Source organism: Sphingobium sp. TomMM7A (genome assembly GCF_055397305.1).
In genome coordinates, this window is record NZ_AP027311.1 from 2,432,072 (window position 1) to 2,458,245 (window position 26,174).

Sequence of the window (26,174 nt, forward strand, 5' to 3'; positions counted from 1 at the left end):
GCAGGGTATTTATCCCATTTGGTTAGCTGTAGGACAGCAAAAATTCGCGTCTGGCGCAGAAATAGGAAAAATAGGATTTGCCGGGGCAGGAAAGGCGAACCCGCAAAAATGCGTTCTTTTCGCCATTTCCTTCATGAATTTGGTCGGGACGAGAGGATTCGAACCTCCGACCCCCACACCCCCAGTGTGATGCGCTACCAGGCTGCGCTACGTCCCGACCGGAGCGGCGGCACATAGAAGCATGTTTGAGAACATGCAAGCGTTTCGGCGCGCGCTTTTTGCCGCTTTCTTCCTTCCCTAATCATGTTGCCTCCCTATCCCGATCTGTGTTAGCCGCGCGCCTTTGATCCGCAGGCATTTGCCTGTCTGCGGCTGGACAAGAGATAAGGCGAAAGTCCCACAATGTTCATTACCCCAGCCTTTGCCCAGACCGCGGGCGAACAGTCGTCCGGTGCCTCCATGCTGGTGCAGATGGCGCCGCTCGTTCTCATCTTCGTCGTCTTCTACTTCCTTCTAATTCGTCCCCAGCAGAAGCGGATGAAAGACCATAAGGCGAAGATTGGCGCGGTTAAAAAGGGCGATCAGGTCGTGACCGGTGGGGGCCTTGTCGGCAAGGTAGCCCGCGTCGATGAATTCTACGTCGATGTCGAACTCGCGCCGGGGATGAAGGTGAAGGCGGTCAAATCGACGCTTACCGATGTCATCGACCCGGCGACCGCCAAGCCTGCGAACGACTGATCGGCCGATGCTGAACTTCTCGCGCTGGACTATCGCAGCGATCCTGCTGCCCCTGTTGATCGGCATCACCTGCGCCATCCCCAGCTTCCTGCCGGACTCTGCGGTGCAGCGGCTGCCCGGGTTCATGCAGACCCGGGTGAACCTTGGCCTTGACCTTTCCGGTGGTAGTCATCTTCTGCTCGAAGCATCGACGCAGGACGTGGCTAAGCAGCGCCTCACCAACATGGAGGAGCAGGTCCGCACCGAGCTTCGGCGCGGCAGCCCGCGCATCTCGGTCGGTGACATTTCCAGCCGCGACGGAAAGCTCAGCTTCATGGTCCGCGATCCCTCGCAGGTCGATGCTGCGGTGGAGCGTATCCGTCCGCTGACGCAGGGCGCGGGCCTCACAGGGCAGCGCGACTTCAATGTGGAGGTCGTCAACAGCTCGACGATCGTGATCACGCCGACCGAGGCGGGGATCGACAATGCGGTCAAAAGCGCGATGGAGGTGGCGACAGAGGTCATCCGCAAGCGCATCGACGAAATGGGCACGCGCGAGCCGACCATTCAGCAGCAGGGCGGCAATCGCATTGTCGTGCAGGTGCCAGGCCTTCAAAATCCGAAGGCATTGAAGGACCTGCTTGGCCAGACCGCCAAGCTGGAGTTCAAGCTGGTCGATACCAGCGCCAATCCATCCGAAGTCGCTCAGGGCCGCGCGCCGGTCGGCAGCGAAGTGTTGCCTTATCCAGGCAACCCATCCGGCGTTCCGGCGATCGCGGTCAAGCGCCAGGTCATGGTGTCCGGTGAAGACCTGACGGACGCGACGCAGGGCTACGACCAGAACAACCAGGCAATCGTCAACATCCGTTTCAATGGGTCAGGCGGGCGCAAGTTCGGCCAAGTGACGTCCCAGAATGTCAATCGGCCCTTCGCTATCATCCTGGACGGCGAGGTCCTGTCGGCGCCGAACATCAATGAACCGATCCTTGGCGGCTCCGCTCAGATCAGCGGCAATTTCACCGTTGAAAGCGCCAATCAACTCGCCATCGCCCTGCGATCGGGCAAGCTGCCCGTCGCCCTGACCGTGGTGGAGGAGCGCACCGTCGGCCCACAGCTTGGAGCCGATTCAATCCGCGCCGGATTGTTGGCTTCGGTGATCGCGGTAGCTGCGGTCGCGATCTTCATGTTCGCCAGCTACGGCCGCTTCGGCATGTATGCGAACCTCGCGGTCGCCATCAACGTGCTCGTTATCCTTGGCGTCATGGGGATGCTGGGGGCGACGCTGACGCTTCCGGGGATCGCGGGCTTCGTATTGACTATCGGCACGGCCGTCGATGCCAACGTCCTCATATATGAGCGCATCCGCGAAGAACGGCGGCGCGGGCGCGGCGTGGTCCAGGCGATCGAGTTTGGTTACAAGGAAGCCAGCCGGACGATTTTCGAAGCGAACGTGACCCATGCGATCGCTGGCGGCATCATGCTTGCGCTGGGCTCTGGCCCGGTCAAGGGCTTCGCGATCGTGCTATTGATCGGCATCGCGACCAGCGTGTTCACCGCCGTGACCTTCACCCGCCTGCTCGCGTCTCGATGGCTTCGTGCCAAGCGTCCGACCGAGATCCACATTTAAGGGGCCGGGAGAAAACCCATGAAACTTCTTAAGCTCGTCCCCGACAATACCAACATCGGCTTTGTGAAGCTGCGCCATTGGGCGTTCGCCCTTACCGCGCTGCTGACCGTGCTCGCCGTGGGTGCGACGATCCATCGTGGCCTCAACCTTGGCGTCGATTTCGTCGGCGGCCTGATGATCGAGGCCCGGTTCCAGCAACCGGCGCAGCTCGATCGGGTTCGCACGACGATTGACCGGCTCGGCGTAGGCGATGGATCGCTGCAACAGTTCGGCGATCCCAAGACCGTACAGATCCGTCTGCCGCTACCGGAGCAGGGCGGGGCAGGCGCGGCCAATGCGATCGTGGAAAAAGCGCGCAAGGCGCTGACCGCTGAATTTCCCGGCGTTACTTTCTCCCGCTACGACACGGTGTCGGGTAAGGTGTCCGGCGAGTTGATCCAGAATGGCGTGCTGGCAGTGATGCTGGCGGTGATCGGCATCGCTATCTTTTCCTGGTTCCGCTATGAATGGCAGTTCGGCGTATCGACCTTCGTGGCGATCATGCACGACGTTCTTATGACGCTCGGCTTCTTCGCGATCACCCAGCTGGAATTCGACCTGAACATCGTCGCTGCCGTCCTCACGATCGTCGGCTACTCGATCAATGATAAGATGGTGATCGACGACCGTATCCGCGAAAACATGCGGAAATATCGCAAGATGGATATGAAGGCACTGATCGACCTTTCCGTCAACGAAACGCTGCCTCGAACCGTGATGACGTCGCTCACGATCATGCTCGCCCTGGGCGCGCTGTTGCTGTTCGGCGGTCATGTGTTGCGTGGCTTCACCGCTGCCATGATGCTGGGCATCGTCGTCGGCACCTATTCGTCGGTGTATGTTTCCTCGTCATTGCTGATCACGCTGGGGCTCTCGCCGCAGCTGACGGAACGGAAAGCGGGCAAGCCGAACATCGCCGCGCAGGCAGAGCGCATGGGTCCGCGTGATGACGGGGCGCGGCCCTGACCGACAAGCGCACTGGTATCGAGGTCCGCCGAGATGAGACGGGGCAGGGGCCGATCGTAACCGGTTTTTCGGGCAGAGGCTTTCGCGTCAGGGATGACGTCTTTCCCGAAGGGCTGTTGCTCACCCCGGTCCGCGCATCGAAGTGGAGCGAGGCGCCCTCTTCGGAGAAGCTAACGCTTGCCTCCCTGGGTGACCTGCTGACGATCGATCCCCTGCCGGAATTTCTCTTGCTCGGCACCGGGGGAGGTTTGCGCCAGCCGCCTCGGGTTTTCGTTCGCGAACTCGAAAATATGGGCATCGGCGTGGAAGTGATGGACAGCCGTGCCGCAGCCCGCGCCTGGGGCGTGTTGCGGGCCGAAGAGCGCTGGATCGTGGCGGCCTTGCTCCCGCTTTGACGGGTGCGGCGCTCGGCAGCGCGCTATGTCATTGGCTTTTCTGGCGCCGTCTTGCGCTTTGCGCGGCATCCGCATAGTTTGGCATCAAGTTCCGCCACCTGTCGGTGTCGGCGAAGAAGAAAAGTGATCCGGCCATGGTGCAGCAAAGCCGCCCATCGCCGCAGAGTTCCGGTCCCGCCGGGGGTGTTTCGGGCAAAGCTGCCCGCTCCGGCCAGGGTAATGGGAGCACGGCTGCGGCCATACCTCCCCCGTCGAAGCAGCGGGGCTCATTGCCTCATCCACCGCGTGGCAGGCGGTCTTATGCTGCGATAGATTTGGGCACCAACAATTGCCGACTGCTGATCGCCAAGCCATCGGCTGACGGTTTCATCGTCGTCGATGCCTTTTCCCGTATCGTGCGATTGGGTGAAGGCCTGGCTGCGACCGGACGGATCAGCGATGCCGCGATTGACCGAGCGATCGCCGCGCTTTCCGTATGCGCTGACAAGCTGCGACGAAGGCACGTGACGTTGGCGCGATCCGTCGCAACCGAGGCATGCCGCCGCGCTGTCAACGGCGCGGAGTTCATCCAGCGCGTCTATCGCGAGACGGGGATCGCCCTCGACATCATCAGTGCGCAAGAAGAGGCGCGGCTTGCCGTCATGGGCTGTCACGCGCTGCTGGAGCCTGGCGACGGTCCTGCATTGATCTTCGACATAGGCGGCGGATCGACCGAACTGGTGCTCGTCGATGCAAACCGGGCGGGCGCGCCGCACATCGTGGATTGGGTCAGCGCGCCATGGGGCGTGGTGTCGCTTACCGAAAGCGAGTTGTTCGATCATGCCGATCAGAATGAGCGTCTGGCTGCCTACGGCCGAATGCGGTCGCGTGTGGCGGATGCCTTTGCGCCACTCGCCCGCCGTTTGCCGCGACAAACTTCCTCGATACGTTTGCTGGGTACATCGGGCACGGTGACGACACTCGCCAGCGTACATCTCAATCTGCCGCGCTACGATCGGCAGGCAATCGATGGGCTGATTGTACCTTCGACATCGATGCGGTCGATTTCCGGCAGGCTATCCACCATGTCGTTGGCCGAACGGCAGAAATTACCATGTATTGGTTCTGAGCGAGCCGATCTGGTAGTGGCCGGATGCGCCATCCTGGAATCCATCCTGGACATCTGGCCCGCCGAGCGGTTGGGCGTAGCTGATCGCGGCATTCGCGAAGGTATATTGCGCGGCCTTATGGATCGCGATGGAGCAATGATGTGAGAGGCGCGGGCGCCGGCAAGGTTCGGGTCAAATCGGCAAAGGGGCGGACGGCGCAATCGACCCGCTGGCTGGAGCGTCAGCTGAACGACCCCTATGTTCGCAAGGCGAGGGCGGAGGGCTGGAGAAGCCGGGCCGCGTTCAAGCTGATCGAACTGGATGAAAAGTTCCATTTCGTGAAAGGCTCACGCGCCGTGGTCGATCTGGGCGTCGCGCCCGGTGGCTGGGCGCAGGTGGTGCGCAAGCTCTCACCCAAGGCGAAGGTCGTGGGGATCGATTTGCTGCCGACCGACCCAATCCAGGGCGTCACGCTGTTCCAGATGGACTTCATGGATGACAAGGCGCCGGCTGTCCTGGCTGAGACTCTTGGCGACGCGCCCGATCTTGTGATTTCCGACATGGCTGCGAACACCGTTGGCCATCCGCAGACCGATCACTTGCGCACCATGGCCCTGGTCGAAGCAGCGGCTTGGTTTGCAGTGGAAAATCTGCGCAAAGGTGGAACGTTCGTGGCCAAGGTGTTCGCGGGCGGCACCGACGCCGATCTGCTTGCGGTGTTGAAGAAGCATTTTACGACGATCAAGCACGCGAAGCCGCCCGCCAGCCGCAAAGGCAGCGTGGAATGGTATGTCGTGGCGCAGGGTTTCAAGGGACGGCCTGACGAACAGGGCTGACGCAGCTAAGCGCGGCGTTTTCAAAAAAATGGGGGCACATTGGTTTCGACGGTATCGACGGTCGCCTATCTCGGGCTGGACGCGCGCAGCGTGGAGGTGCAGTGTCAGCTCGTTCCGGGCCTCCCCAACTTCATTCTTGTCGGCTTGCCGGACAAGGCCGTGGCGGAAAGCCGCGAGCGGGTGCGCAATGCCATCGCCGCGATCGGCCTGTCCCTTCCGCCCAAGCGGATCACGGTAAATCTTTCACCTGCGGACCTCCCCAAGGAAGGATCGCATTTCGACCTCCCCATTGCACTTGCGCTGCTCGGCGCCATGGGGGTGATCGATGCCGAGACGCTGTCGGGCTATGTCGTCGTGGGAGAATTGGGGCTTGATGGCCGCATCGCTTCCACCCCCGGTGTGCTGCTCGCCGCATTGCATGCTGGCGAAAAGGAGTTGGGCCTCATCTGCCCGGTCGCTCAGGGTCCGGAAGCGGCCTGGGCTGGTCAGGTGGAGGTCATCGCCGCCCCCGATCTGCTGAGTCTGCTTAATCACTTCAAGGGCAATGCCGCGCTTTCCCCGCCACAGCCGGGCGTCGTCGAGGTTCCGCATCGTACGGCAGATCTGCGCCAGGTGAAGGGGCAGGAAACGGCAAAGCGCGCGCTGGAGATCGCCGCAGCCGGGGGGCATAACCTGTTGATGGTGGGGCCACCGGGCGCAGGTAAGTCGTTGATGGCAAGTTGCCTGCCCGGCATCCTGCCACAACTCACCCCGACCGAAGCGCTGGAAACGTCCATGGTGGCAAGCGTCGCAGGGTCACTGGAAGGCGGCCGCATCAGCCGCGCACGGCCGTTTCGCACTCCACACCATAGCGCATCGATGGCGGCGTTGGTCGGCGGCGGGCACAAGGCGCGGCCGGGTGAGGTCAGCATGGCGCACCTTGGCGTCCTCTTCCTCGATGAGCTGCCCGAGTTCCAGCGCACTGTACTCGACTCGCTGCGTCAGCCGCTGGAAACAGGCGAGGTTACGGTTGCTCGCGCCAACGCCCATGTCACTTTCCCGGCGCGGGTTCAGCTTGTTGCAGCGATGAACCCTTGTCGCTGCGGCCATCTTGCTGATCCAGCTCTCGCCTGCTCACGCGCGCCGCGCTGTGCCGCGGATTATCAGGCCAAGGTTTCGGGGCCACTGCTTGACCGTATCGATCTGCATGTCGAGGTTCAGGCCGTGACGGCGGCAGATCTCGTCCTGCCTCCTCCAACTGAAGGTTCGGCGGAAGTAGCAGGCAGGGTGGCGGCCGCGCGCGACCGTCAGACGCAGCGCTATGCCGGAACTCGAGTGCGAACCAATGCGGAAGTCGATGGAGAGCGGCTTGAGGAAGTTGCCGGCCCTGATGCAGCTGGGCGGGAGCTGCTGGCGCAGGCGGCGGCGGCGATGAAGCTCTCTGCCCGGGGCTATACCCGGGTATTGCGCGTAGCCCGGACGATCGCCGACCTTTCTGGCGCGGAACAGGTCGGCCGCGTACATGTCGCCGAAGCGCTCAGCTACAGGCGCCGGGCGCCAGTCAACTGACCCGGAAAGTCTCGGCTAGTCTGACGCTTGTGGAGGAAGCTGCCGGAGTATCAACCGTTGAAGTAGCGGAGATTCAACCGCGGCTTTGGATGTCAGCGTTCCGGGCAGCGGCGACTTGCTGGACGGTTCGGGCGGCTTCCAAGAAAGGTCGCGGATTGACGGGCTCCCCCTTCAAGCGCACTTCGAAATGAAGGTGGTCACCCGTCGAACGGCCGGTTGAACCCATGCGCGCGATCTGATGTCCACGGATGACCTGTTGCCCAATACGGGCATTGAAACCGGACAGATGGGCATATCGCGTCATCAAGCCGTTACCATGGGTGATCTCCACCACATTGCCATAGCCGCTCCGCTGACCAACAAAGCTGACCCTGCCTGTCGCGGCGGCCAATATGGGTTCGCCGTGACGGCCGGGAAAGTCGATACCCGCATGGAATGCGGCATGGCCATTGAACGGATCGCGGCGATAGCCATAGGAACTGGATTGCATCGGGGCCATCGTCGGGAGGCCAGACGGAATGGTCTTCAGACTGGTCTCCAAGGATTCCATCCGGGCAAGAGCATCAGAAAGACGCTCGAATTCCCGGGGCATCGGCCTCTGCACATCACGCCAGGGCACGAAGGGACCGCCTTGCGCACGGGGAGCTGCAGGCGCCAATAGGTCGGGATTAAGACCCAGGCGACGAATTGCATGCGCCGTTTCGTCCGCCCGGCGCTTGACCGCATGAGTAAGAAGCGCCGCGAACCGGCGCTGTCTCGCGTCAATCGCTCCCAGAGGATGAATGTCTTGAGTGGCACTGATGCGCACCTTTGATGAATCGGCCCCGCCTTGCGTGGAAGCTTGTCCGGACAGGTTTTTCAGTGCCACGCCAGCTTGGGAAGCGTCCTCGCCAAAATGAGCGTGATAAAGATCGTCCATGAAGTCTTGCCGGGCCTCCAGGTCGCGCGCACGTTGTTCAATGGATTTCTTGTACTCAGCTATCGCCCTGGTTTTCGCATTGATCGCGGCGCTTTCCCTCTCCATTTCAGACCGGTTCCAAGAAAGCGACAGAGCCAGCGTGGCCGCGCCGATAATCAGCGCTGCGGATAGGAGAAGCGTCGATACCTGGGTGCGGCTCGAGATGCGGACACGCTGCAGCTTTCCGCCAGACTGGAAGAGGAATTGCCGCTCCGGGCACAAAGCGGCAATCCTCGCCCATAGGCTGAAAATGCCTAATTTACACCGCTGCAACAATGACGACCCCGTGCTCAATTCTTAGAGAAACGGCCCGTTACCAAAGGGACGAGCAGCACGCGAATCCGCCAACGCGGACTCGTGACGAGTCGAAATCAGATCGGGGTGAAACGTGCTTCGGCCGTTCCGGTTCCTGACGAAAAGTAAAATTATGCCTCGGTGGGACGGGCTGCGACATGCAACCCCAGCAGAGCGGGAACTTCACTAGCCGGGACGGCTGCCCCGAAATGAAAGCCCTGTGCATAATGGCACCCACCAGCACGCAGATAATCAACCTGATGAACATTTTCGACGCCCTCGGCGACCGTTCGAATGCCAAGGCTATAGGCAAGGTTCAGCAATGTTCGTACAATGGCGGCGTCATCTGGATCGGTTTCCAGGTCCCGGACGAAACGCTGATCTATCTTGATGATATCTATTGGAAACTGCTTCAGATGCGAGAGCGACGCATAGCCGGTGCCGAAATCATCCAGCGCGATGGACAGGCCCGCTGTACTCAATTGATGAAGACTGCGTTCCACGACCTCCGCATTCCGGCCAAGAAAAACCGACTCCGTCACCTCCAATTCGATCCTCGCAGTGGATACGCCTGTCGCGGCGAGTCGGGAGAGCAATCGATCAGGGAAGCTGCCGTCGTGAAGCTCTACCCCTGGCACATTGATGGCGACATGACCGAAATCCAGTCCCTGATCCTGCCAGCGTCGACAGTTGGCCAGAATCCGATCCAGCATCCGCTCGTTGATTGTCCGGCCTAGCTCGGAATGTTCGAACGCAGCGGCAATCTCGGACGGCATGATGACTGAGCCGTCAGTACGAACGCATCTCAGCAGCGCCTCGAAGCCGATGATGGCGCCCGTCGATAGATCGATCTTGGGCTGATACCAGGGGACGGGTGGGGCATGGACCAAGGCGTGGCGTGCGCGATCCAGCATTCGGGCTTCCTGCTGCCAGCGTTCGAGCAGCGAGGGCTCGAACAAGCACGCGCGACCTCGTCCGCCATTTTTCGCTTCATACAGGGCGATGTCCGCGAATTTTATAAGGTCCGCAATGTCCCCAGCATGTTCCGGAAAAAGTGCAACGCCCATGCTGACACGGCAGTCGACGTCACGATGGCCGTAGGCGAGTGGCTGATGAAGTTGAGCCATCATGCGCGCCAGGATCGCTTCCAGATCCGGTCCATTGCGCAGACGCGTCAACAGAACGGCAAATTCGTCGCCCCCCATGCGCGCAACCAGATCTCCCGGTCGCACTGCGCGCCGCAGGCGCTCGGCTACAGCGCAAAGGAGCGCGTCGCCGACTGCATGCCCGGCGCTGTCGTTGATCCGTTTGAACTCATCGACGTCGATCAGCACAACGGCCATCTGTCCGCCCGCATGCCCTGTCGCACTTGCCGCCTGCGCCAGCGTCGCCATGAAATGCGAGCGATTTGCCAAGCCTGTCAGCGCGTCGGTCATGGCAAGATGGGCCAGATGCCGCTCGGCATCCTTGCGGTCTGTGATATCGACGATACTGGAAAGGATGCATTCTTTGTCGTCTATTTGAATCGGGCGCGTCGCTAGCAACACGTCGTGGACCACCGCATCCTTTCCGACGATACGGCATTCCTGATTGTTGAGCGCATCGCCGCTTGCGATCTGGTCCCGCAGGCTCGCCTGCGCGGCGGAGCCCTCGCCAAGCAGGTGAATGCGCGAAATGTCGCCGTCTGATCCAAAGGCCTGAGCAGCAGCATCGTTGAAGCGGATTACCGTGCCGTCCTGACGTGTGACCAGCAGCGGGATGGGTACGCTCATGAACATGCGCTCCAGCGTTTTGCTGTTGCGCGCCAACGCGGCTCGCGCCGTACCGGCGGCCTGGCTCGCCACCCACTCAAGGCGCTGGAGGCGGTTTGTCCGCATGATCGTGATCCACATGCCGCAGTGAAGGATCAGCACGGCCATGATCATGCCAGGGGCGGTGGGGGATAAGGGCGCAGGCGCCAGATAGCCGATGAGTAGCGCAACTCCACATCCCAGCCCGCCGCCGAAATTGCCCCGGAAGCTGGTAGGCACGCCCAGGTAAAAGATCAGCGGCAGCATGACGAGCACGAAAATAGCGATATCACTGCGGGAACTGACCAGGAATGCCACACCGATTGCGGTTACGATCTGCCAGGCCAAGCAGAGCCGCTCGACCCTCTGGAAGGACTCCAGCTTCCGGCTGAAATACAGGCATCCAAGTGACCATAGCACCACAATGAGGCGCGCCGGTACTGCGATCCAGAAATGGGGCGTGCCGAAAAAGCGCCAATCACTCAGCAGGAAAAGCGCATTCAGGGCGACCGAGCAGAGGAAGAGTATACGGGCGTGCCGACGCGACTCGGTGAGGCGCTCCGCTTGAAAAGCGGCTTCCTGTGTCCGGCTGAGAAACTCACCCGTGAAGAGAGAAAGATGGGTCACGGCCAATCCACGTCGGCGCACCCGGTGGCGCCACTGGAAATCAATAGAATAATGTCGGTTATCAATCTGCTAATGAAGGCTTCACCATCTTGGAACGAAACCGAAACGAGGTGGCGCGCCGCCGTTCTTGACCGGATTACCGTGCCTCGCTATAGGCGCGCCTGCCCAGCGGCGATCCACCTGGAAAGATTCGGTCTTTCTGGTCGGTGACATGCCAGGCGACATAGAGCTGAACATTGCCGGTGCTCTTGCGGCTCCAGGCGGGTTTCCCGCCGGGGCCTTTGCTGTTTGGAAGGTCATCCTTTTCAGGCCGTGAAGAACGCGGGAATGCTTGCGGTAAAGTAACTGAAAAGGTGAAGGGCTTCATGCCAACAATCAACCAGCTGGTCCGCAAGGGCCGCGAACTGCAGAAGACCAAGTCGAAGGTCCCTGCAATGGAAGCGAACCCGCAAAAGCGCGGCGTTTGCACCCGTGTTTACACGACGACCCCGAAGAAGCCGAACTCGGCTCTCCGTAAGGTGGCGAAGGTGCGTCTGGTCAACCAGCGCGAAGTCATCACCTACATTCCGGGTGAAGGCCACAATCTTCAGGAGCACAGCGTTGTGCTGATCCGTGGCGGCCGCGTACGCGACCTTCCCGGTGTGCGCTATCACGTGCTGCGCGGCGTTCTGGATACCCAGGGCGTCAAGGACCGTAAGCAGAGCCGTTCGAAGTACGGCGCGAAGCGTCCGAAGTAAGGGAGACTAGAATATGTCACGTCGTCGTCGCCCCGAAAAGCGCGTTATCCTGCCCGATCCCAAGTTCGGTGATATCGTGCTGTCGAAGTTCATGAACAGCATCATGCAGGATGGCAAGAAGGCCGTCGCTGAGTCCATCGTGTACGGTGCGCTCGAAACTGTCGAGACGAAGTCCAAGAAGGACCCCATCGGCATGTTCCATGACGCGCTGAACAATGTGAAGCCCGGCATCGAAGTCCGCAGCCGCCGCGTCGGCGGTGCGACCTACCAGGTCCCCGTCGAAGTGCGCCCCGAGCGCGCCCAGGCGCTGGCGATCCGCTGGTTGATCACCGCGTCGCGCAACCGCAGCGAAACCACCATGGCTGCGCGCCTGTCGGGTGAGCTGCTGGACGCTGCCAACAACCGTGGTAACGCGGTCAAGAAGCGCGAAGATACGCACCGCATGGCGGAAGCGAACCGCGCCTTCTCGCACTACCGCTGGTAAAGAAAGGCGGGCGCTTTGGTGCCCGCTTTTTCTATCTGGTTTTGAATGTCGGTCCGTTCGCCGTGGGGCTACCCATGGCGGACGGATTGGTTTAGGGGCCAGCCGCAAGACTCACTCACTCATCGCCGGTGCGCCGGCAACGGAGAAGCATCATGGCCCGCAGCCATCCGCTCGAACGCTATCGCAATTTCGGTATCATGGCGCATATTGACGCCGGCAAGACCACCACGACCGAGCGTATCCTTTATTACACCGGCAAGTCCTACAAGATCGGCGAAGTCCATGACGGCGCCGCCACCATGGACTGGATGGAGCAGGAGCAGGAGCGTGGTATCACCATCACGTCTGCGGCCACCACTTGTGTGTGGAAGGCCGAAGAGGGCAAGGGTCCTGAGCATCGCCTGAACATCATCGACACCCCCGGCCACGTCGACTTCACCATCGAAGTTGAACGTTCGCTGCGCGTGCTCGACGGTGCGGTCGCCGCGTTCGACGGCGTTGCTGGCGTTGAGCCGCAGTCGGAAACCGTGTGGCGCCAGGCTGACAAGTATCGCGTGCCGCGCATGTGCTTCATCAACAAGCTCGACCGTACCGGCGCGAACTTCTATTATTGCGTGCAGACGATCATTGATCGTCTGGGCGCTACCCCAGCCGTCCTCTATCTGCCCATCGGCGCTGAGTCGGATTTCAAGGGCCTGGTCGATCTGGTCGAAAACCGCGCGATCATCTGGAAGGATGAGAATCTGGGCGCGGAGTTCACCTACGAAGAAATTCCGGCAGACATGGCTGACAAGGCTGCCGAATATCGTGAAAAGCTGATCGAACTTGCCGTCGAGCAGGACGACGAAGCGATGGAAGCCTATCTTGAAGGCAACCTGCCCGACACCGCAACCCTCAAGAAGCTGATCCGCAAGGGTACGCTGGGCCAGGCGTTCGTGCCGGTGCTGTGTGGCTCGGCGTTCAAGAACAAGGGCGTTCAGCCGTTGCTCGACGCCGTCGTCGACTATCTGCCTTCGCCGCTCGACATCGAGGACGTTCAGGGTATCAACCCCGACAACGACCAGCCCGACAGCCGCGCGACCGCCGACGACGCGCCCTTTTCGGGTCTGGCGTTCAAGATCATGAACGATCCGTTCGTCGGCTCGCTGACCTTCCTGCGCGTGTATTCGGGCACCCTGACCAAGGGCACCTATCTGAACTCGGTCAAGGACAAGAAGGAAAAGATCGGCCGCATGCTGCTGATGCATGCGAACAGCCGTGAAGATATCGACGCGGCATATGCCGGCGACATCGTCGCGCTGGCCGGCATGAAGGAAACCACCACCGGTGATACGCTGTGCGCCGAGCGCCAGCCGATCATCTTGGAGCGAATGGAATTCCCCGAGCCGGTGATCGAGCTGTCGGTTGAACCCAAGACCAAGGCGGACCAGGAAAAGATGGGCGTCGCGCTCAACCGCCTGGCCGCTGAAGACCCGTCCTTCCGCGTCACGACCGACCACGAATCGGGCCAGACCATCATCAAGGGCATGGGCGAACTTCACCTCGAAATCCTGGTCGACCGCATGAAGCGCGAATTCAAGGTCGAGGCGAATGTTGGCGCGCCGCAGGTGGCCTATCGCGAATATCTCAAGAAGCCGGTCGACATCGACTACACACACAAGAAGCAGTCGGGTGGTACCGGTCAGTTCGGCCGCGTGAAGGTGAAGCTGACCCCGGGCGAGCGCGGTGCGGGGATCCAGTTCAAGGATGAGATCAAGGGCGGTAACATTCCCAAGGAATATATTCCCGCTATTGAAAAGGGCTTCCGTGAGACGGCGGCAACCGGCTCGCTGATCGGCTTCCCGATTATCGATTTCGACATCGTGCTTTATGATGGCGCGTACCATGACGTCGACTCGTCGGCACTGGCGTTCGAAATCTGTGCTCGCGGAGCAATGCGCGAAGCGGCGCAGAAGTCGGGCATCACGCTGCTCGAACCGGTCATGAAGGTCGAAGTCGTCACCCCGGAGGAATATCTGGGCGACGTCATTGGCGACATGAACAGCCGTCGTGGTCAGATTCAAGGCACCGACACGCGCGGCAATGCCCAGGTGGTCGAAGCCATGGTGCCGCTGGCCAACATGTTCGGCTATGTGAACTCGCTGCGTTCCTTCACCCAAGGCCGCGCGAACTACTCGATGATCTTCTCCCACTATGACGAAGTGCCGCAGAATGTGGCGGACGAAGTCAAGGCGAAGATGGCCTGATGATTTTCCTTAATCGAGCCGTGCACACGGCTCGGTTAGGGGCTGGTAATCTGTGAATTTGCTGCTATGGACGCGCCTTCGCGAGGCGCGGCCGAGCGGTCAGACCAAAGCTGATTTGATTAGAAGGTAGGATAAAATGGCTAAGGCTAAGTTTGAGCGGAACAAGCCGCACTGCAACATCGGCACCATCGGTCACGTTGACCATGGCAAGACCTCGCTGACCGCGGCGATCACCAAGGTGCTGGCCGAAACCGGCGGCGCGACCTTCGTTGACTACGCGAACATCGACAAGGCTCCCGAAGAGCGCGAGCGCGGCATCACCATTTCGACGGCGCACGTTGAATATGAGACCGAAGCCCGTCACTACGCGCACGTCGACTGCCCGGGTCACGCTGACTACGTCAAGAACATGATCACTGGTGCGGCCCAGATGGACGGCGCGATTCTCGTCGTTTCGGCCACCGACGGCCCGATGCCGCAGACCCGTGAGCACATCCTGCTCGCCAAGCAGGTTGGCGTTCCCCAGCTCGTCGTGTTCATGAACAAGGTCGATCTGGTTGACGATCCGGAGATCCTCGAGCTGGTCGAGCTGGAAATCCGCGAACTGCTGTCGTCCTACGACTTCGACGGCGACAACATCCCTGTCATCCCCGGCTCGGCCGTGAAGGCGCTGGATGGCTCGAACGATGAAATCGGCAAGGAAGCCGTCCTGAAGCTGATGGCTGCTGTTGACAGCTTCATTCCGCAGCCGGAGCGCCCGATCGACAAGCCTTTCCTTATGCCAATCGAAGACGTGTTCTCGATCTCAGGTCGTGGTACCGTTGTGACTGGGCGCGTCGAAACCGGTATCGTCAAGGTTGGCGAAGAAGTCGAGATCGTCGGCATCAAGGACACCCGCAAGACCACCGTCACGGGCGTGGAAATGTTCCGCAAGCTGCTCGACGAAGGTCGTGCGGGCGACAACATCGGTGCTCTGGTTCGTGGCGTTGGCCGTGAAGACGTTGAGCGTGGTCAGGTTCTGGCCAAGCCCGGTTCGGTTACGCCGCACACCGAGTTTGACGCGGAAGTCTATGTTCTGTCGAAGGAAGAAGGCGGCCGTCACACCCCGTTCTTCGCGAACTATCGTCCGCAGTTCTACTTCCGCACCACGGACGTCACCGGCGAAGTTATCCTGCCCGAAGGCACCGAGATGGTCATGCCCGGCGACAATGTGAAGCTGAACATCAAGCTCATCGCGCCGATCGCGATGGACTCGGGTCTGCGCTTCGCCATCCGCGAAGGCGGTCGTACCGTCGGCGCCGGGGTTGTCGGCACGATCTCGAAGTAATATAGGACCGCAGCGGCGCGAATCGCCTGATTCGCGCCGCTCGGAATTTCTACCGCCCCGGATCGCCTTTCTCCGGCTCGACTGAGCTAGAAGGGCCGGAAACGGGGCGGATATTTTTTGGTGGTGCATTCTCACAAGTCATCGGCTGCTCCAGCTGATTTCTGAAAATGCTCCAGGTTTTTGGCTCTTTCGCATCGGTACAGGAACAATGGACAGCAACATCCGCATTCGCCTCAAGGCGTTCGATCATCGCGTGCTTGATCAGGCGACCGGCGACATCGCCGAAACCGCCCGCCGCACCGGCGCCCTTATTCGCGGTCCGATTCCCCTTCCGACGCGCATCGAAAAGTTCACGGTCAACCGTGGTCCGCACATCGACAAGAAGTCACGCGAGCAGTTTGAGGTCCGCACCTACAAGCGTATGCTTGACATTGTGCAGCCGACGCCGCAGACGGTCGACGCGCTGATGAAGCTGGACTTGGCTGCCGGCGTGAACGTGGAAATCAAGCTGGCTTAAGCTGGCAAGTCCCTGCTTTTCCGCAAGGATGGCAGGGTATCGGGCATTCCGGGAGACCGGAAGCTCAAACGACACAAGGGATACCGCACGGCCTCTCCGGTAAACTGGAAATGGCTCGTGGTCCTGGTCCCCCGTCGCTGTTCCCGAGTAGGGAGTGGCAACCAACCCGGACGGGGTGATTTGTTATTTGGGTTGGCCGCGAAGGAGGGATCCTGAGCGGTTTTTTCGTTGGATACGCCCGCTGCTAAGGCGGGCCTCTATGGGAGTAATCAGTGATGCGCACAGGCGTGATCGCTAAGAAAGTCGGGATGACCCGTCTGTTCCAGGAGGACGGACGGCATGTACCGGTTACGGTTCTGGCCCTTGAGGGCAATCAGGTCGTGGCTCGCAAGGAAGTTGATCGTGACGGTTATGTCGCGGTTCAGCTTGGTGCGGGCGTCGCGAAGGTCAAGAATGTCGCCAAGCCGCAGCGCGGTCACTTCGCCAAGGCGGAAGTGGAGCCGAAGGCGCGTCTGGTCGAATTCCGTGTCGCCGAGGACGCGCTCCTCGATGTCGGCGCCGAGATCGCGGCCGATCATTTCATCGCTGGCCAGTTGGTCGATGTTGCCGGTCACACCCAAGGTAAGGGTTTCGCCGGCGCCATGAAGCGCTGGGGCTTCGGAGGTATGCGCGCCACCCACGGCGTGTCGATCAGTCACCGTGCCCATGGTTCGACCGGTAACCGTCAGGATCCGGGCCGCGTCTTCAAGAACAAGAAGATGGCAGGTCATATGGGCGACCGTGAGCGGACCCAGCAGAACCTCGAAATCGTGCGCACCGATGTCGAGCGCGGCCTTCTCTTCGTGAAGGGCAGCGTTCCGGGCGCGAAGGGGGCCTGGCTCACCGTCAGCGACGCCGTCAAGGTCGCTCGCCCGGCGGACGCACCCTATCCCGCCAGCCTGAAGCAGGCTGCGAACAGCAATAGCGCTCCGGCGAACACCCCGGCTGAAGAAGCTGCGGCTCCCGAAGTCACCGAAGGCCAGGAGGGCTAAACCATGAAGGTCAATGTACAGACCCTCGACGCGCAGACTGCTGGCGAACTGGAGCTCAACGATGCCGTGTTCGGCCTCGAGCCTCGCGCCGACATCCTGCACCGCGTCGTCACCTGGCAGCTCGAAAAGCGTCGCGGCACTGCCCGCGGCACGCGCGAGCGTAGCGACGTTGCCCGCACCGGCAAGAAGTTCGGCCGCCAGAAGGGTGGCGGCACCGCCCGTCACGGCGATCGCCGCGCACCGGTGTTCATCGGCGGTGGTAAGGCTCACGGTGCCCGCGTCCGCGACTTCAATCCCTCGCTGAACAAGAAGGTTCGTGCGCTGGGCCTGAAGATGGCGCTGTCGTCGAAGATCAAGAGCGGATCGCTCACCATCATCGACAGCCTCGACGTCAAGGACGGCAAGACCCGCGAGTTGGTCGCCAGCCTCGCCAAGCTGAACCTCACCAAGGCGCTGTTCATCGACGGTGACGCCGTGAACATCAGCTTCGCCAAGGCTTCGGCTAACATCATCGGCGTGAACCTGCTGCCCGCTGTGGGCGCCAACGTTTATGACATCCTGAAGGCCGACTCGCTGGTGCTGACCCGCGCCGCGGTCGAAAAGCTGGAGGCGCGTTTCAATGGCTAAGAAAGAAGCCGCGAAGGTCGATAACCGTCATTATGACGTCGTTGTCGCCCCGGTCATCACCGAGAAGTCGACGCTTCTCTCCGAGAATAACGCCGTGGTCTTCAAGGTCGCCAATGATGCGACCAAGCCGGAGATCAAGGCGGCCGTCGAGGCGCTCTGGGGCGTGACCGTCAAGAGCGTGAACACGCTGGTCGCCAAGGGCAAGACGAAGAAGTGGAAGGGCAAGCCCTACACTCGTTCGGACGTGAAGAAGGCGATCGTTCGTCTGGCTGACGGCCAGTCGATCGACATCACCGAAGGAGTGCGCTGATCATGGCGCTTAAGAGCTACAACCCGACCAGCCCCGCGCAGCGTGGCCTTATCCTGGTCGACAAGTCCAGCCTGCACAAGGGCAAGCCCGTCAAGGCGCTGACCGAAGGCAAGCGCAAGACTGGTGGCCGTAACAACAAGGGCCATGTGACCTCGCGCGGTATCGGCGGCGGTCACAAGCAGCGCTATCGCATCATCGACTTCAAGCGCCGCTTGTGGGATGTCGAAGGTACGGTCGAGCGTCTGGAATATGACCCCAACCGCACAGCCTTCATCGCTCTGGTGAACTATCCCGATGGCACGCAGGCCTACATCCTGGCACCGCAGCGGCTTGCGCCGGGTGACAAGGTCATCGCGGGCAAGAAGACCGACGTGAAGCCGGGCAATGCGATGGAACTGGGTCAGATGCCGGTTGGCACGATCATCCACAACATCGAGATGAAGCCGGGCAAGGGCGGTCAGCTTTGCCGGTCGGCGGGCACCTACGCCCAGCTGGTCGGCCGCGATCGCGGCATGGTGATGGTCCGCCTGTCCTCGGGCGAGCAGCGCTACATCCGTTCGGATTGCATGGGCACCATCGGCGCCGTGTCCAACCCGGACAATGGCAACACCAACCTCGCCAAGGCAGGCCGCAACCGTTGGAACGGTATCCGTCCTCTGACGCGCGGTGTGGCGAAGAACCCGGTCGATCACCCCCATGGCGGTGGTGAAGGCCGGACCTCGGGCGGCCGTCATCCGGTTACTCCCTGGGGCAAGCCGACCAAGGGTGCGCGCACCCGCCACAACAAGGCAACGGACAAGTTCATCATCCGTAGCCGCCACGCGAAGAAGAAGAGGTAAGCGAGATGGCTCGTTCCGTCTGGAAAGGTCCTTTCGTGGACCTCAGCCTTCTGAAGAAGGCGGAAGTGGCGCAGGACGCCGGTGGCCGTTCGGGTCCGATCAAGACCTGGTCGCGCCGTTCCACCATCCTGCCGCAGTTCGTTGGCCTGACGTTCAACGTCTATAACGGCCGCAAGCATGTGCCGGTCTCGGTGAACGAGGATATGGTGGGTCACAAGCTGGGCGAATTCGCCCCGACCCGCTACTTCCCCGGCCACGCTGCCGACAAGAAGGGCAAGCGCTAATGAGCAAGGAAAAGGCTCCCCGTCGCGTCGCCGACAATGAGGCGCTGGCCGTTGGCACGCAGATCCGTGGTTCGGCCCAGAAGCTGAACCTGGTCGCCACGCTCATCCGCGGCCGTAAGGTCGAAGAGGCGTTGAACATCCTTGCCTTCTCGAAAAAGGCGATGGCTGTCGACGTGCGCAAGGTGTTGGCTTCGGCCATCGCCAATGCGGAAAACAATCACAATCTGGACGTCGACTCGCTGGTCGTCGCGGAAGCATCGGTGGGCAAGAGCTTCACCCTGAAGCGCTTCCACGCCCGCGGCCGCGGCAAGTCGACCCGGATCCTGAAGCCCTTCAGCCGCGTGCGCATCGTCGTTCGCGAAGCAGCTGAAGAAGCGGAGGCGTAAGACTATGGGTCACAAGAGCAATCCGATCGGTCTGCGCCTGCAGATCAACCGCACCTGGGATAGCCGCTGGTACGCGGAAGGCGCCGACTATGGTCGCCTGCTGCTGGAGGATCTCAAGATCCGCCAGTATATCATGAAGAACCTGCCGCAAGCCGCGATCTCCAAGGTCGTGATCGAGCGTCCGGCTAAGCTGTGCCGCGTGTCGGTATATGCTGCTCGTCCCGGTGTGATCATCGGTAAGAAGGGTGCGGACATTGAGAAGCTGCGCAAGAAGCTGGGCAGCCTGACTTCTTCGGACGTCAGCCTGAACATTGTCGAGATCCGCAAGCCGGAAGTAGACTCCAAGCTCGTGGCACAGGGCATTGCCGACCAGCTGGAGCGTCGCGTGGCGTTCCGCCGTGCGATGAAGCGCGCGGTGCAGTCCGCCCTGCGTCTCGGCGCGGAAGGGATCAAGATCACTTGCGGCGGCCGTCTGGGCGGCGCGGAGATCGCACGTGTGGAATGGTATCGCGAAGGCCGCGTTCCGCTGCACACGCTCCGTGCGAACGTCGACTATGCTGAAGCCACGGCGCACACCGCCTATGGCGTTTGCGGCATCAAGGTCTGGATCTTCAAGGGCGAAATCCTTGGTCATGATCCGATGGCTACCGACCGGCTGATGCTGGAGGCTCAGACCTCCGGCGTACGCCCGGCGCGCTGAGAATAAGGTAGGTATAGCGTCATGCTGCAACCGAAAAAAATGAAGTTCCGCAAGACCTTCAAGGGCCGGATCAAGGGCGACGCCAAGGGCGGTTCGGACCTGAACTTCGGCTCCTATGGCCTGAAGGCTCTGGAACCCGAGCGCGTTACCGCGCGTCAGATCGAAGCGGCCCGCCGCGCGATCACCCGGCACATCCGCCGCCAGGGTCGTCTGTGGATCCGCGTGTTCCCCGACGTTCCGGTGTCGAAGAAGCCTGCCGAAGTCCGTCAGGGTAAGGGCAAGGGTTCGGTCGAATATTGGGCGGCTCGCGTGAAGCCAGGTCGTATCCTTTTCGAACTCGACGGCGTTCCTGGCCCGCTCGCAGCAGAGGCATTCTCGCGCGCCGCGATGAAGCTGCCCATCAAGACCAAGGTCGTTGCCCGCCTCGGCGACACCTCGCACCTGGAGGGCTAAGCCGTGGCCAACGTTGCCGACCTCAAGACCAAGACGGACGACGAACTGTCGACCGAACTCAACAACCTGAAGCGCGAGCAGTTCAACCTGCGTTTCCAGGCGGCCACCAACCAGCTGGAAAAGCCCAGCCGCGTGAAGGAAGTCCGCCGTTCGATCGCGCAGATCAAGACCCTGCAGACGGAGCGTAACAGCTCCGCCGCGAAGTAAAGGAAACACACGATGCCCAAGCGCGTGCTGACGGGAACGGTGGTTTCCGACAAGACCGACAAGACGGTGGTGGTTCGCGTAGAGCGCAAGGTTAAGCATGCGCTCTACGGCAAGATCATCCGCCGCTCCAAGAAGTACCATGCCCATGACGAGGGCAATGTTTACAAGGAAGGCGAAACGGTCCGCATCGAAGAGACCGCTCCGATTTCCAAGCTCAAGACCTGGAAGGTCATCGAGCGCGTGGACACCCACAAGTCGCCTGAAACGGCGGCCTGAGGTTAGTCACCGGCCTTGAGGGTCGAAATTTCGGACGCGGGGCTGGCCTTTTCTTGTCGGAGAGGTTACAGGCCCGCGCTTCGTGTTTCGAATCTTCCGGTCGAAACCCGAATTCGGAACCGCCGGGACAGTCTCGGTAGGCCAGACAAGAAGGAACCGGATCAATGATCCAGATGCAATCCAATCTTGACGTTGCTGACAACAGCGGCGCCAAGCGCGTCCAGTGCATCAAGGTGCTGGGCGGCTCGAAGCGTCGCTTCGCGAGCGTGGGCGACATCATCGTCGTCTCGATCAAGGAGGCTGCGCCTCGTGGCAAGGTGAAGAAGGGTGACGTGCATCGCGCTGTCATCGTGCGCACCGCCAAGGACGTGCGTCGCGCTGATGGCAGCGTGATTCGCTTTGACGGCAACGCCGCCGTGCTGATCAACAAGAACGAGGAGCCGATCGGCACCCGTATTTTTGGCCCGGTCGTTCGCGAACTGCGCGCCAAGAAGCACATGAAGATCATCAGCCTTGCTCCTGAGGTGCTGTAATGAGCGCTGCTAGAATCAAGAAGGGCGACAAGGTCGTCGTGCTCGCTGGCAAGGACAAGGGACGTACCGGCGCTGTCTTGGCTGTGCTGCCCAAGGACGACAAGGTCCTGGTGGAAGGCATCAACGTGCATGCGCGTCACCGCAAGCCCGACCAGGCGAACCCGCAGGGTGGCATCGAGCGCAAGCCCGCGCCGCTCCACATTTCGAATGTCGCTGTCGCCGACAAGGATGGCAAGCCGACCCGCGTCCGTTTCGAGGACCGCGACGGCAAGAAGGTCCGCGTCGCCGTCAAGTCCGGTGAGGTGCTGTAATGAGCGACAAGTACACTCCGCGCTCCAAGGCGCAGTATGACGCCGAAATCGCCAAGGCGATGACCGAGAAGTTCGGTTACGAAAACGTCATGCAGGTCCCGAAGATCGAGAAGATCACGCTCAACATGGGCGTGGGCGAAGCGACCCAGGACAAGAAGAAGGTTACCTCGGCCGCCGAGGAAATGGAACTGATCGCTGGCCAGAAGCCGGTGATCACCAAGGCTCGCAAGTCGATCGCGCAGTTCAAGCTCCGTGAAGGCATGCCGATCGGTGCCAAGGTCACGCTGCGTCGTGAGCGCATGTACGAGTTTCTTGATCGCCTGATCAACGTTGCTCTGCCCCGCGTGCGCGACTTCCGTGGTCTCAATCCGAAAAGCTTCGACGGCCGTGGCAACTATGCCTTTGGCATCAAGGAGCAGATCATCTTCCCCGAGATCAACTATGACCGCATCGACAAGGTGCGCGGCATGGACATCATCGTGACCACCACGGCGAAGACGGACGAGGAAGCGCGCGAACTGCTGCGTCTCTTTGGCTTCCCCTTCCCGATCGAAGAGAAGCAGGCGGCCTGAACAAGGTCCCGCTTCTCTTTCCAAAGACACCCAAGGAAAGAGAACTTAAGTCATGGCGAAACTGAGTTCGATCAACAAAAATGAGCGCCGCAAGAAGCTGGTCAAGAAATATGCCGGCCGCTATGCGAAGCTCAAGGCGATCGCGAATGATACCGCGGCCGACGACAGCGATCGTCTGATCGCGCGTCTGAAGATGGCGGAGATCCCCCGCAACGGCAACCCGACGCGCGTTCGGAACCGCTGCGAACTGACGGGGCGTCCCCGCGCTTACTACCGCAAATTCCGCCTCTGCCGCGTGCAGCTGCGTGATCTGGCCAACAAGGGCCTGATCCCCGGCGTCACCAAGTCGAGCTGGTAAGGATCATTTGAGATGGCATTGACCGATCCCCTGGGTGATATGCTCACCCGCATCCGCAACGGGCAGCAGGCGAAGAAGGACAGCGTTGTGTCCCCCGCTTCGAAGCTGCGCGCCCGCGTGCTCGACGTGCTGCAGCGCGAAGGCTATATCCGTGGTTATTCCGAGGAAGCTCTCGGCAAGCACCCGGGCCTGCGCATCGAGCTGAAATATTTCGAGGGCCAGCCCGCGATCAAGCATGTCGCCCGCGTGTCCAAGCCTGGCCGCCGCGTCTATTCGGGTTCCAAGGAACTGCCGGTGGTCCGCAACGGCCTGGGCATCACCATTGTCTCGACGCCTCGCGGCGTTCTGTCCGACGCGGAAGCGCGTGAGCAGAATGTCGGCGGCGAAGTGCTGGCGGAGGTGTTCTGATGAGCCGCACTGGTAAGAAACCGGTTGCCGTCCCTGCGGGCGTCACCGCCGCCATCGAAGGCGGTCAGTTGTCGGTGAAGGGGCCCAAGGGTACCCTCGCCATTCCGCTGGCCGACGAAGTCACCTACAGCATCGAAGACGGATCGATCGCCGTGAAGCCTGCCAATGACAGCAAGCGCGCCCGCGCTTTCTGGGGCATGCAGCGCACGCTGATTGCTAACCTGATCACCGGTGTTACCGAGGGCTTTTCCAAGAAGCTGCTCATCACCGGTGTCGGCTACCGCGCCAACTCGCAGGGCAAGACCCTGAAGCTGCAGCTCGGCTATTCGCACGACGTCGATTTCGCGATCCCGGAAGGTATCGAAATCAAGACCCCGGATAACACCACGGTCGAGATTAGCGGTATCGACAAGCAGAAGGTGGGTCAGGTTGCGGCCGAGATCCGCCGCTGGCGCAAGCCCGAACCCTATAAGGGCAAGGGTATCAAGTACGCCGGCGAGTTCATCTTCCGCAAGGAAGGGAAGAAGAAGTAAGATGGCAAAGCTTTCCCTCTTCGCGCGGCGTCGCCGCCGCGTTCGCACCGCGCTCAAGGCAGTATCGGGCCACAAGCCCCGCCTCAGCGTCCACCGTTCGGGCCGTCACATCTACGCCCAGGTCATTGACGATGCGCAGGGCAAGACCCTGGCCGCCGCGTCGACCCTGGACAAGGACGTCGGGTCGAAGGCTCTGGGTAAGACTGGCGCCTCTTCCGAAGCCGCTGCGGAAGTCGGCAAGCGCGTTGCCGCTGCGGCGACCGCTGCCGGCGTCACCAAGGTCGTGTTCGATCGTGGTGGCTTCCTGTTCCATGGCCGCGTCAAGGCGCTGGCCGATGCCGCCCGCGAAGGCGGGCTGGAGTTCTGATCATGGCTGACGAAAACGAAATCCAGGCCCAGGCGGGCGCACCTGCTGCTGTCGAAGGCGGCGAGAATGCACCGACCGAGGGCCGTGGTCCCGGTCGGGGTCGTGGTCGCGGCGGTGACCGCAACCGTGGTGAGCGTGGCGGCCGTGGCCGTCGCGACGATCGTCGCGGTGGTAACCGTGACGAGGAACAGGGCGAAGAGCTGATCGAGAAGCTGGTTCACATCAACCGCGTCTCGAAGACCGTCAAGGGCGGTAAGCGCTTCGGCTTTGCTGCTTTGGTGGTTGTCGGCGACGGCAAGGGTCGTGCGGGCTTCGGCCATGGCAAGGCGCGCGAAGTGCCTGAAGCCATCAGCAAGGCGACCGCTTCGGCCAAGAAGGCGATGGTTCGCGTTCCGCTGAAGGAAGGCCGCACGCTGCACCATGACGGCCTTGGCCATTTCGGTGCGGGTAAGGTGACGGTTCGGTCGGCCCCCGCCGGTACGGGTATCATCGCCGGTGGTCCGATGCGCGCGGTGTTCGAAAGCCTAGGCGTTGCAGACGTCGTGACGAAGTCGAACGGCACCTCGAACCCCTACAACATGATTCGTGCGACCTTCTCGGCGCTGGGCGAACAGACCAGTCCGAAGTCGGTGGCGCAGCGTCGTGGCAAGAAGGTTGCTGACCTGCTTCGTCGTGGTGGCGCCTCGGCCGAAGTCGCGCAGGCTGATGCCGAAGCGATCGTGGAGTAACGGATATGGCGAAGATCAAGATCAAGCAGATCGGCTCACCGATCCGCCGTCCCGCCGACCAGAAGAAGATTCTGATCGGCCTCGGCCTTGGCAAGATGCACCGCGTGGTTGAACTGGAAGACACAGCGGAAGTCCGCGGTGCCATTGCCAAGCTTCCCCACATGGTCGCAGTGGTCGAGGGCTGAGCCTTCCGATCACAATGGAATGAAGCGGGAGAGGGGGAAACCCCTCTTTCGTTTTTTTGGAAGACGCGCTAAAGGCGCGACTTCCAAAATCCCAGCATAGGCTGGGATCTCATGCCGGATGGCGAGTCCTCTTGTGAGGAGACCCCCGGTTTCATTTGGCTAGGCGCGACCCGAGAAGTCGCGTTCAGCCGCCAGCGGTTCCAGCCTTCGCTGGGACTTCGGCATGACTGCTCAAAGAGCAATCATGCCTCGCGCGAACATAGCGAAAGCGAGTGCACAATGACGAAGCTTAACGAACTCAATGACAATGCCGGTGCCCGTAAGGGTCGGATGCGCGTCGGCCGTGGTATCGGCTCGGGCAAGGGCAAGACCGCTGGTCGCGGCCAGAAGGGTGCGAAGGCGCGTTCGGGCGTTGCGATCAACGGCTTCGAAGGCGGCCAGATGCCGCTGCACATGCGGCTGCCGAAGCGCGGCTTCAACAACATTTTCGCCAAGGATTACGCGATCGTGAACCTGGGCGCGGTGCAGAAGGCGATCGACGCCGGCAAGCTCGACGCCAATGCGACGATCGACCATGCGGCGCTGAAGGCTGCTGCGCTGGCTCGCGGCGGCAAGGACGGCGTCCGTTTGCTCGCCAAGGGCGAACTGGCCGCCAAGGTCAACCTGCTGGTCGCCGGTGCCTCGAAGGGCGCTGTCGAGGCGGTCGAGAAGGCTGGCGGCAAGGTCCAGATGATCGAAGTCGTTCCCGCTGCCGATAAGGCGAAGGCCAAGAAGGGCACGGCCCTAGCTGCCAAGAAGGCCGCGGCCAAGGCCTAATCAAGCCGCCAAGGCTTGCAAGCATGGCCCCGCTGCCCGATATGGGCGAGCGGG

Annotated in this window: 34 protein-coding genes and 1 tRNA gene; 32 read left to right on the forward strand and 3 right to left on the reverse strand. The window is 61.4% G+C overall.

The window, feature by feature from the left end:
• Nucleotides 1-140 precede the first annotated feature (140 nt).
• Nucleotides 141-217, reverse strand: a tRNA-Pro gene (locus ACZ5ZH_RS12130).
• Nucleotides 218-402: 185 nt separating this feature from the next.
• On the opposite strand from ACZ5ZH_RS12130, the gene yajC reads away from it, so the two are divergent.
• The 7 genes from yajC (at nucleotide 403) to ACZ5ZH_RS12165 (ending at nucleotide 7,216) form a co-directional block, all read left to right on the forward strand.
• Nucleotides 403-738, forward strand: coding sequence for a preprotein translocase subunit YajC (gene yajC, locus ACZ5ZH_RS12135; RefSeq protein ID WP_196225079.1), 336 nt, complete (start codon nucleotides 403-405; stop codon nucleotides 736-738).
• 7 nt (nucleotides 739-745) lie between these two features.
• Nucleotides 746-2,344 carry a protein translocase subunit SecD gene (gene secD / locus ACZ5ZH_RS12140; protein ID WP_460987187.1) on the forward strand — a complete coding sequence of 533 codons (1,599 nt, stop codon included), beginning with the start codon at nucleotides 746-748 and terminating at the stop codon, nucleotides 2,342-2,344.
• Nucleotides 2,345-2,362: 18 nt separating this feature from the next.
• Nucleotides 2,363-3,349 carry a protein translocase subunit SecF gene (gene secF, locus ACZ5ZH_RS12145; RefSeq protein ID WP_460987189.1) on the forward strand — a complete coding sequence of 329 codons (987 nt, stop codon included), beginning with the start codon at nucleotides 2,363-2,365 and terminating at the stop codon, nucleotides 3,347-3,349.
• A gap of 116 nt (nucleotides 3,350-3,465) precedes the next feature.
• Nucleotides 3,466-3,744, forward strand: a complete 279-nt coding sequence (locus ACZ5ZH_RS12150; RefSeq protein WP_464771672.1) for an MTH938/NDUFAF3 family protein — start codon at nucleotides 3,466-3,468, stop codon at nucleotides 3,742-3,744.
• 134 nt (nucleotides 3,745-3,878) lie between these two features.
• A complete protein-coding gene (locus tag ACZ5ZH_RS12155; protein ID WP_196225081.1) occupies nucleotides 3,879-4,997 on the forward strand; it encodes a Ppx/GppA phosphatase family protein in 1,119 nt (372 codons plus the stop codon).
• Entirely contained in the window at nucleotides 4,994-5,668 is a 675-nt protein-coding gene (locus tag ACZ5ZH_RS12160) for an RlmE family RNA methyltransferase (RefSeq protein WP_464771673.1), read from the forward strand. The genes ACZ5ZH_RS12155 and ACZ5ZH_RS12160 overlap by 4 nt, the downstream gene beginning before the upstream one ends.
• Before the next feature lie 39 nt (nucleotides 5,669-5,707).
• Nucleotides 5,708-7,216: a YifB family Mg chelatase-like AAA ATPase gene (locus ACZ5ZH_RS12165; RefSeq protein ID WP_464771674.1), complete on the forward strand. Its 1,509-nt coding sequence runs from the start codon at nucleotides 5,708-5,710 to the stop codon at nucleotides 7,214-7,216.
• Between the two features lie 73 nt (nucleotides 7,217-7,289).
• Here the strand turns inward: ACZ5ZH_RS12165 and ACZ5ZH_RS12170 are convergent, their stop codons facing one another.
• Together ACZ5ZH_RS12170 and ACZ5ZH_RS12175 are read right to left on the reverse strand one after the other, a co-directional pair.
• Complete coding sequence (locus ACZ5ZH_RS12170) at nucleotides 7,290-8,396, reverse strand: M23 family metallopeptidase (protein WP_464775190.1); 1,107 nt, start codon at nucleotides 8,394-8,396, stop codon at nucleotides 7,290-7,292.
• Between the two features lie 203 nt (nucleotides 8,397-8,599).
• Entirely contained in the window at nucleotides 8,600-10,885 is a 2,286-nt protein-coding gene (locus tag ACZ5ZH_RS12175) for a putative bifunctional diguanylate cyclase/phosphodiesterase (protein WP_464771676.1), read from the reverse strand.
• 365 nt (nucleotides 10,886-11,250) lie between these two features.
• Here ACZ5ZH_RS12175 and rpsL point away from each other — a divergent pair, with 365 nt between their 5' ends.
• The 25 genes from rpsL to rplO all read left to right on the forward strand — a co-directional run bounded on the left by rpsL (nucleotide 11,251) and on the right by rplO (nucleotide 26,120).
• On the forward strand, nucleotides 11,251-11,622 hold the full coding sequence (gene rpsL / locus ACZ5ZH_RS12180) for a 30S ribosomal protein S12 (RefSeq protein WP_007686591.1): 372 nt from the start codon (nucleotides 11,251-11,253) through the stop codon (nucleotides 11,620-11,622).
• A gap of 13 nt (nucleotides 11,623-11,635) precedes the next feature.
• Nucleotides 11,636-12,106, forward strand: a complete 471-nt coding sequence (gene rpsG, locus ACZ5ZH_RS12185) for a 30S ribosomal protein S7 (protein ID WP_066560556.1) — start codon at nucleotides 11,636-11,638, stop codon at nucleotides 12,104-12,106.
• 152 nt (nucleotides 12,107-12,258) lie between these two features.
• Complete coding sequence (gene fusA / locus ACZ5ZH_RS12190; RefSeq protein ID WP_464771677.1) at nucleotides 12,259-14,352, forward strand: elongation factor G; 2,094 nt, start codon at nucleotides 12,259-12,261, stop codon at nucleotides 14,350-14,352.
• A gap of 136 nt (nucleotides 14,353-14,488) precedes the next feature.
• On the forward strand, nucleotides 14,489-15,679 hold the full coding sequence (gene tuf, locus ACZ5ZH_RS12195) for an elongation factor Tu (RefSeq protein WP_464771678.1): 1,191 nt from the start codon (nucleotides 14,489-14,491) through the stop codon (nucleotides 15,677-15,679).
• Between the two features lie 208 nt (nucleotides 15,680-15,887).
• On the forward strand, nucleotides 15,888-16,196 hold the full coding sequence (gene rpsJ / locus ACZ5ZH_RS12200; RefSeq protein ID WP_004208724.1) for a 30S ribosomal protein S10: 309 nt from the start codon (nucleotides 15,888-15,890) through the stop codon (nucleotides 16,194-16,196).
• Between the two features lie 275 nt (nucleotides 16,197-16,471).
• A complete protein-coding gene (gene rplC / locus ACZ5ZH_RS12205) occupies nucleotides 16,472-17,227 on the forward strand; it encodes a 50S ribosomal protein L3 (protein ID WP_464772650.1) in 756 nt (251 codons plus the stop codon).
• A 3-nt stretch (nucleotides 17,228-17,230) separates the two neighbouring features.
• Nucleotides 17,231-17,854 carry a 50S ribosomal protein L4 gene (gene rplD, locus ACZ5ZH_RS12210; protein WP_449470809.1) on the forward strand — a complete coding sequence of 208 codons (624 nt, stop codon included), beginning with the start codon at nucleotides 17,231-17,233 and terminating at the stop codon, nucleotides 17,852-17,854.
• Nucleotides 17,847-18,164 (forward strand): 50S ribosomal protein L23, encoded by a 318-nt coding sequence (locus tag ACZ5ZH_RS12215; RefSeq protein WP_021239762.1) that lies wholly within the window; start codon nucleotides 17,847-17,849, stop codon nucleotides 18,162-18,164. The genes rplD and ACZ5ZH_RS12215 overlap by 8 nt, the downstream gene beginning before the upstream one ends.
• Before the next feature lie 2 nt (nucleotides 18,165-18,166).
• Nucleotides 18,167-19,003, forward strand: a complete 837-nt coding sequence (gene rplB, locus ACZ5ZH_RS12220) for a 50S ribosomal protein L2 (protein ID WP_196225088.1) — start codon at nucleotides 18,167-18,169, stop codon at nucleotides 19,001-19,003.
• A gap of 5 nt (nucleotides 19,004-19,008) precedes the next feature.
• The gene (gene rpsS, locus ACZ5ZH_RS12225) at nucleotides 19,009-19,287 is read left to right on the forward strand and encodes a 30S ribosomal protein S19 (protein WP_007686576.1); all 279 of its coding nucleotides are present in this window, start codon (nucleotides 19,009-19,011) and stop codon (nucleotides 19,285-19,287) included.
• Nucleotides 19,287-19,673, forward strand: a complete 387-nt coding sequence (gene rplV / locus ACZ5ZH_RS12230) for a 50S ribosomal protein L22 (protein WP_449470811.1) — start codon at nucleotides 19,287-19,289, stop codon at nucleotides 19,671-19,673. The genes rpsS and rplV overlap by 1 nt, the downstream gene beginning before the upstream one ends.
• A 4-nt stretch (nucleotides 19,674-19,677) precedes the next feature.
• Entirely contained in the window at nucleotides 19,678-20,373 is a 696-nt protein-coding gene (rpsC, locus tag ACZ5ZH_RS12235; RefSeq protein ID WP_196225090.1) for a 30S ribosomal protein S3, read from the forward strand.
• A 21-nt stretch (nucleotides 20,374-20,394) separates the two neighbouring features.
• On the forward strand, nucleotides 20,395-20,826 hold the full coding sequence (gene rplP / locus ACZ5ZH_RS12240) for a 50S ribosomal protein L16 (RefSeq protein WP_267249803.1): 432 nt from the start codon (nucleotides 20,395-20,397) through the stop codon (nucleotides 20,824-20,826).
• A gap of 3 nt (nucleotides 20,827-20,829) precedes the next feature.
• Nucleotides 20,830-21,033: a 50S ribosomal protein L29 gene (gene rpmC, locus ACZ5ZH_RS12245; RefSeq protein ID WP_056691689.1), complete on the forward strand. Its 204-nt coding sequence runs from the start codon at nucleotides 20,830-20,832 to the stop codon at nucleotides 21,031-21,033.
• Between the two features lie 12 nt (nucleotides 21,034-21,045).
• Nucleotides 21,046-21,309, forward strand: coding sequence for a 30S ribosomal protein S17 (rpsQ, locus tag ACZ5ZH_RS12250; protein ID WP_006960320.1), 264 nt, complete (start codon nucleotides 21,046-21,048; stop codon nucleotides 21,307-21,309).
• Nucleotides 21,310-21,473: 164 nt separating this feature from the next.
• Nucleotides 21,474-21,842: a 50S ribosomal protein L14 gene (gene rplN, locus ACZ5ZH_RS12255; protein ID WP_007686569.1), complete on the forward strand. Its 369-nt coding sequence runs from the start codon at nucleotides 21,474-21,476 to the stop codon at nucleotides 21,840-21,842.
• Nucleotides 21,842-22,153 (forward strand): 50S ribosomal protein L24, encoded by a 312-nt coding sequence (gene rplX, locus ACZ5ZH_RS12260; RefSeq protein ID WP_196225092.1) that lies wholly within the window; start codon nucleotides 21,842-21,844, stop codon nucleotides 22,151-22,153. The genes rplN and rplX overlap by 1 nt, the downstream gene beginning before the upstream one ends.
• Complete coding sequence (rplE, locus tag ACZ5ZH_RS12265; protein ID WP_449470813.1) at nucleotides 22,153-22,725, forward strand: 50S ribosomal protein L5; 573 nt, start codon at nucleotides 22,153-22,155, stop codon at nucleotides 22,723-22,725. The genes rplX and rplE overlap by 1 nt, the downstream gene beginning before the upstream one ends.
• 52 nt (nucleotides 22,726-22,777) lie before the next feature.
• Nucleotides 22,778-23,083: a 30S ribosomal protein S14 gene (gene rpsN / locus ACZ5ZH_RS12270; protein ID WP_007707881.1), complete on the forward strand. Its 306-nt coding sequence runs from the start codon at nucleotides 22,778-22,780 to the stop codon at nucleotides 23,081-23,083.
• A 12-nt stretch (nucleotides 23,084-23,095) separates the two neighbouring features.
• Nucleotides 23,096-23,491, forward strand: a complete 396-nt coding sequence (rpsH, locus tag ACZ5ZH_RS12275) for a 30S ribosomal protein S8 (protein ID WP_021239751.1) — start codon at nucleotides 23,096-23,098, stop codon at nucleotides 23,489-23,491.
• Entirely contained in the window at nucleotides 23,491-24,024 is a 534-nt protein-coding gene (gene rplF / locus ACZ5ZH_RS12280) for a 50S ribosomal protein L6 (protein WP_460987202.1), read from the forward strand. The genes rpsH and rplF overlap by 1 nt, the downstream gene beginning before the upstream one ends.
• Nucleotide 24,025: 1 nt before the next feature.
• Nucleotides 24,026-24,391: a 50S ribosomal protein L18 gene (gene rplR, locus ACZ5ZH_RS12285; protein ID WP_449470817.1), complete on the forward strand. Its 366-nt coding sequence runs from the start codon at nucleotides 24,026-24,028 to the stop codon at nucleotides 24,389-24,391.
• 2 nt (nucleotides 24,392-24,393) lie between these two features.
• Entirely contained in the window at nucleotides 24,394-25,119 is a 726-nt protein-coding gene (gene rpsE / locus ACZ5ZH_RS12290) for a 30S ribosomal protein S5 (RefSeq protein ID WP_449470819.1), read from the forward strand.
• Between the two features lie 5 nt (nucleotides 25,120-25,124).
• Nucleotides 25,125-25,304 (forward strand): 50S ribosomal protein L30, encoded by a 180-nt coding sequence (gene rpmD / locus ACZ5ZH_RS12295; protein WP_196225097.1) that lies wholly within the window; start codon nucleotides 25,125-25,127, stop codon nucleotides 25,302-25,304.
• A 279-nt stretch (nucleotides 25,305-25,583) separates the two neighbouring features.
• Nucleotides 25,584-26,120 carry a 50S ribosomal protein L15 gene (rplO, locus tag ACZ5ZH_RS12300; RefSeq protein ID WP_464771679.1) on the forward strand — a complete coding sequence of 179 codons (537 nt, stop codon included), beginning with the start codon at nucleotides 25,584-25,586 and terminating at the stop codon, nucleotides 26,118-26,120.
• Nucleotides 26,121-26,174: the final 54 nt, after the last annotated feature.